We start from the raw sequence: 5,043 nt of genomic DNA, 5'->3' as shown, positions 1-5,043 counted from the left end.
GCAGGACAATCTTTCCGCTCCTGTCGACACCGTGCAACTGGAAAACGTTCTTTGCGATATCAAGGCCGATGGTGGCAATCTCTGGCATGATGAGTGGCTCCTCTCCGGTTCTTGGACATGCCTAATTTGGCACGTCTGACGCTGGTGGAGGGCGCCATCCACGACATCACGGTAACTTGGCGTCAGGATATCCTACGGTAGGCCCAGCGGCATGAACCTGCCGGCTATCAGCTACAAGCGCCACCGCTTTCCACCTCAGATCATCGCTCATGCTGTCTGGTTGTACTTCCGCTTCCCACTGAGCTTGCGCTTGGTCGAGGAAATGCTGCTCGAGCGTGGTATCGTCGTATCCTACGAGACTGTGCGGCGCTGGGCGATGAAGTTCGGGCCATCTTACGCCCGCCGCCTCAGGCGCAAGACGCCAAGCCCTCGTGACATCTGGCACTTGGACGAGGTCGTGATCAATATCTCTGGCAAGAGGCATTGGTTGTGGCGGGCGGTGAATCAGCATGGGGTGGTGCTCGACATCCTGGTTCAGAGCCGCCGTAACGCAAAAGCAGCCAAACGCCTGCTGCGGAAGCTGCTCAAGAAGCAGGGCACCGCCCCGCGTGTGATGATCACCGACAAACTCGCGAGCTACGGTGCCGCAAAGCGAGAGATCATGCCCGGCGTGGAGCATCGCCAGCATAAAGGCTTGAACAACCGCGCCGAGAATAGTTATCAGCCGACGCGACGACGTGAGCGCGTCATGAAGCGCTTCAAGTCAGCGGGTCAGGCCCAGCGCTTCCTCTCCGTTCACGATCAGGTTGCAAACCTCTTCCGCCATCCCGCCCACACCAACTCCGCCGATCACCGCAAGGCCCGAGCCTTGGCCTTTACGACCTGGGCCGAGGTGACGGGCCTTGGTGCTGGCTTCTGACTCGATAAGTCCGTGGGGCTCTGTGACATCAGTCCGTTAACCTGACGGTGCCAGTCGATCAGTTGCCCGTATTTGTCGACGGCCCGAAACAGATATTTCCATTTGCCGCCCACACGGACGTATGTCTCGTCAACACGCCAGGAGGCAGAATGAGGACCTTGATACGGGCGGATCCGCTTCCCAACTTCCGGGGCATAGCGCTGCACCCAGCGGAAGATGGTGCTCGAGTCGACGCTGACGCCGCGCTCCTGCATCATCTCAGACAAGTCGCGATAGCTGATGCCGTACTTGCAGTACCAGCGCACGCACAGCAGGATGATCTCGACCGGAAAGCGGCGGCGCTTGAACAGAGACAACAGGGCGGCTCCTTGACGAACCGCCCCTCGTTATACGGCCGGGGTTAATGCAACAGTTCCCGGAAGGTAAACCCGGCATAAAAGAGGCTGACATCCGAGAAGCCGGCCTCGCGCATCAATGCTTCGTCCTGGTCAGGAGAGAGCACCGGCAATCGGCGACCGATCTCGGCGGCCACAGCCTCTGCCTTCTCGGCAGATATGCCCGAGGACGATGCAAAAGCAGCATAGCGTCTCAGCCAGAGCGCTTTTCCCTCCTGAGGGAAGCTGTGGTGCGCGACAATGAAGGGTGCACCAGGTTTCAGTCGCTTATGCACTTCCGACAACGTACGTAGACGCTCTTCGGCAGGAACGAGCGGCATGACACCAATCCTGCCAACAACCCGCAGGTGCCCGAACACTTTCGCAAGCCGCAAGGGTAATTCGATTCAGCAGCAGGACGGCACTCGAATTGCTCTCCAACGATTTCATGTGCCCAAGTGAACTCACGGAGCGCTCGACGGGGCAGGTTCACCCGCGGCGCTTAGCCTTGACGCCGTGAATTGAAGGTCAGCCGGCGAGATCAAAACCGAAAACTCGCGGCACCAGATCACCACGCTGTCAAACTGGGCGAGATCAACGCCATTCGGGATTGAATAGCGCTGGCTTCCCTTGAACGCGCGCAAGGAGCCGAGATCGACGAACTTGGTTCCTGTGACGTCCGCGGATCGACGCACCTGTTGCCTTGGAACCAGGTAGACGTGGAATGCGGGACCGGGACCAACCTCAAAGTCACCCTCGAGAAAAACGGTTCTCGGCGTGACGGTCACGCGTCCACGGCCATAGTGGATCGGATCCGCAGGATTCGCGTGTAAGAATTCACCTGTCGCAACCACCTTCTTTCGCTCCTTCTCGCTCAATGCATCCATCGCGATCGGAGGAGGAAAGACGAACGGGAAAAAGAAGAACCCGAGAGCCACTCCGGCACCGGTACCCAGGATGCCACCAACCAGAAAAGCAAGGAGAAGCTTGCGCATGATCAGAACTCCTCAAAATCGATACCCGTCGAAATCCCAGATACTCGGCCCGCCAGTCCACCGATCCCACGCTTCAAGCCGCTGTGACCATCACACCCGGTCGGGCCTCGTGCAGTATGAAGCCCTCGACAGGATCGAACTCGCCGGACCAGGGAGCCAGCTCAAGAACGCGGCTCGTATCGGCATATCCGGCCTCCCAGCGCTTGCGGATTCCCCTTGGGCTGAAGTCGACATCCTTCGTATGGTCCTCGCCGTCCAGCGGCGGCGCCAGCAACCGAACCACGTGCATTCGGGTCAGGCAGCCGTAGCTTGCCAGCTCCCTCACAGCCTCGGCCTTCTGCTCCTTCTCCGGCAGGCAGCGCATAAGCTCGGCAATTACGTGGCGGAGGCGATGGATCTGCTTCTGCCGCGCGATGTGAGTGACCGCGCGGCTCGAATATTGGATGTCCTTCTGGCGGCTCATGACCTGCCAGATCGTGTCCGGCTCGGGCCCTTGTGGGTTCCAGATATGGACCGCGAAGATGACCGAGTTTTTCCGCGGGTTGTCATCGAACACGGCCTCGACCGGCGTGTTCGACAGGATGCCACCATCCCAATAGAGATCCCCGTCAATCCGCACGGCCGGAAAGGCCGGGGGCAGAGCGCCGGATGCCATCACATGGCGGACATCGAGATCCATGTCGCGGTTGTCAAAGTAGCGCATCTCACTGGTACGCACATTGGCCGCTCCTACCGTCAGCCGCGTCTCCCGGCCGTTGATCCGGTCGAAATCCACGAGATCGGACAGCGTCCGGGCGAGAGGGGCCGTATCGTAATAGCCGGCAGCCTCTGATCCGAGGGGAACGTGAAGGCCGAGGAAAGCGGGAGGGTTGGGTCTGAAGAAGGCCGGAATGCCATGGGCAATCGTTGTCAGGTTGGTGGCCAGCGGCCCCACCAGCGGCCATGCTCCCAGCATCTCCACCCAGGGACTGTGCTGCATGCGCCCCCAGAACTCCTGAAGCCGCGCCAGCCGGTCCTCAGGGGCATTGCCGGCGATCAGGCTGGCATTGATCGCCCCGATTGAGGTGCCGATCACCCAGTCCGGTTCGATTCCGGCCTCATGGAGCGCCTGATAGGCGCCGACCTGATAGGCGCCAAGGGCGCCACCACCCTGCAGCACCAGGACGATCTGGCCGAGCTCCTTCGGGATCCGGCGCAGGCGGGACGGCACTGTCACTGGAAGCCTTTCTTCCGTGATCGCAGTCGCCGGCGTTCCTGTTCGCTCGAGTTCACTGATCATCGCCTGGTCGGACCCTTTGTCTGTCTCAAGGGCTTTGGGCGTCACATGTTTCGTCATAGCGATCTCCTCAATGAGCCGTCCAGCCGCCATCGACCGGGAGCGCAGCACCCGTGATCGAGGCGGCCGCGTCGCTCGCCAGAAAGGTGGCCAGGGCGCCGATTTCCGCGACGGTGGCGAACCGCTTGTTGGGCTGCTGCGCCAGGAGCACGTCCCGGATCACCTGCTCGCGCGGGATGCCATGTGACTTGGCTTGGTCGTCGATCTGCGCTTCGACCAGCGAGGTCGAGACATAGCCCGGGCAGATGGCGTTGCAGGTGATGTCCTGCTCCGCCGTCTCGAGCGCGACCACCTTGGTCAGCCCGACGATCCCGTGCTTGGCGGCCACATAGGCCGACTTGAAGGGCGACGCGACGAGGGCGTGCGCCGACGCAATGTTAACGATGCGACCCCAGCCCTGGTGACGCATAGCCGGAAGCGCCAGGCGAATGGTGTGGAACGCGGAAGACAGATTGATGGCGAGAACCGCATCCCATTTCTCGACCGGGAACTGGTCGATCGGACTAACATGCTGAACACCGGCATTGTTGACCAGAACGTCCAGGCGCCCAAAGGTCTCCAGCGCAAGGTCGACCATTCCGGCAATCTCGTCCGGCTTGGTCATATCGGCCGCCGAATACACAGCCCGACTGCCGGTCTCATCCTGCAGAGACCCGAGGGTGCCACGGACCTCTTCCGGCATGCCGAAACCGTTGAGGACGACGGAGGCGCCGGCGGCCGCAAAGGCGTGGGCAATGCCAAGACCGATCCCGCTGGTGGAGCCGGTGACGATGGCGACCTTGCCGCCCAGAACTCTCGCAGAACCGGTGGCTGGCTGGGCGAGGGCAACGTTCATGATGATCCTCCTGCATGTGGTGGTGACTCGTTCCGGTGGATTGACATCCAACCCGTTTGACGATGGCAGCGAGAGGCGTCGATCTGAAATGCCGGTTCGCTGCCGTTTTCATAGAAGGCTGCTATCGCGCCTTTTGGATCCGCACGTGCCTAGTGGAGAGCGGCCGGAACCGGGCGATCCCCTGCCGCGCTTGGTCCGGTCGTTTCGGCCGCTGTCCACAGCCGGACGGCCAGGAGTGCCGCAACGACGAGCGAGATCCCGACCCCGGTGACGCACGCGGCCCAGCCGAGACGATCGAACACCGGGCCCAGCACAGCGCTGCCGACGAGCCCGCCGAGAAAATACGAGGCGAGATAGAGCCCACTCGCTGAGCCCCGGTCCGTCGTGGCCGCATGGCTGACAAAGCCCGTCGCGGTCGCCTGGGCAAAGAAGGTGCCGATCGCCACAAGCATCAGGCCGGTCAGGACTGCGGAGAGGTTCGGAATGACAAGAAGCGGCAAGCCGAGCCCCGCAACGGCCAAGGATCCCCAGAAGGTGGGTCGGGTCCCGAACCGTTGCACCGCGCGATCCGCCAACAGGGTGGT

Annotated in this window: 6 protein-coding genes and 1 pseudogene; 1 reads left to right on the top strand and 6 read right to left on the bottom strand. The window is 61.7% G+C overall.

Annotated features, from left to right (window positions below; genetic code table 11):
- The first annotated feature begins 211 nt into the window (after positions 1-211).
- Positions 212-919 (top strand): IS6 family transposase, encoded by a 708-nt coding sequence (locus tag ACS5Q1_RS46430; RefSeq protein ID WP_473104548.1) that lies wholly within the window; start codon positions 212-214, stop codon positions 917-919.
- Positions 920-966: 47 nt separating this feature from the next.
- On the opposite strand, the pseudogene ACS5Q1_RS46425 reads toward ACS5Q1_RS46430, so the two are convergent.
- The 6 genes and pseudogenes from ACS5Q1_RS46425 to ACS5Q1_RS46400 form a co-directional block, all read right to left on the bottom strand.
- Positions 967-1,275, bottom strand: a pseudogene (locus ACS5Q1_RS46425) (IS6 family transposase); the annotation flags it as partial.
- Between the two features lie 44 nt (positions 1,276-1,319).
- Entirely contained in the window at positions 1,320-1,634 is a 315-nt protein-coding gene (locus ACS5Q1_RS46420; protein WP_473104547.1) for a hypothetical protein, read from the bottom strand.
- Between the two features lie 123 nt (positions 1,635-1,757).
- The gene (locus ACS5Q1_RS46415) at positions 1,758-2,288 is read right to left on the bottom strand and encodes a DM13 domain-containing protein (protein WP_473104546.1); all 531 of its coding nucleotides are present in this window, start codon (positions 2,286-2,288) and stop codon (positions 1,758-1,760) included.
- A gap of 73 nt (positions 2,289-2,361) precedes the next feature.
- Positions 2,362-3,624, bottom strand: coding sequence for a patatin-like phospholipase family protein (locus tag ACS5Q1_RS46410; protein ID WP_473104545.1), 1,263 nt, complete (start codon positions 3,622-3,624; stop codon positions 2,362-2,364).
- Positions 3,625-3,634: 10 nt separating this feature from the next.
- Positions 3,635-4,459, bottom strand: coding sequence for a 3-hydroxybutyrate dehydrogenase (locus ACS5Q1_RS46405; RefSeq protein WP_473104544.1), 825 nt, complete (start codon positions 4,457-4,459; stop codon positions 3,635-3,637).
- 149 nt (positions 4,460-4,608) lie between these two features.
- Positions 4,609-5,043, bottom strand: a 435-nt coding sequence (locus tag ACS5Q1_RS46400; protein WP_473104543.1) for an MFS transporter, incomplete at its 5' end; no start/stop codon positions are given.

It is taken from the genome of Microvirga sp. GN3, assembly GCF_055792825.1.
Note: the sequence above shows the minus strand (reverse complement) of the source record. Positions and strands in the feature narration are given on the sequence as shown.

Bases quoted from the DNA above. Each gene is read 5' to 3' on its own strand.
- ACS5Q1_RS46405 (WP_473104544.1), bottom strand. From the start codon at position 4,459: ATGAACGTTGCCCTCGCCCAGCCAGCCACCGGTTCTGCGAGAGTTCTG.
- ACS5Q1_RS46410 (WP_473104545.1), bottom strand. From the start codon at position 3,624: ATGACGAAACATGTGACGCCCAAAGCCCTTGAGACAGACAAAGGGTCC.
- ACS5Q1_RS46415 (WP_473104546.1), bottom strand. From the start codon at position 2,288: ATGCGCAAGCTTCTCCTTGCTTTTCTGGTTGGTGGCATCCTGGGTACC.
- ACS5Q1_RS46430 (WP_473104548.1), top strand. From the start codon at position 212: ATGAACCTGCCGGCTATCAGCTACAAGCGCCACCGCTTTCCACCTCAG.
- ACS5Q1_RS46420 (WP_473104547.1), bottom strand. From the start codon at position 1,634: ATGCCGCTCGTTCCTGCCGAAGAGCGTCTACGTACGTTGTCGGAAGTG.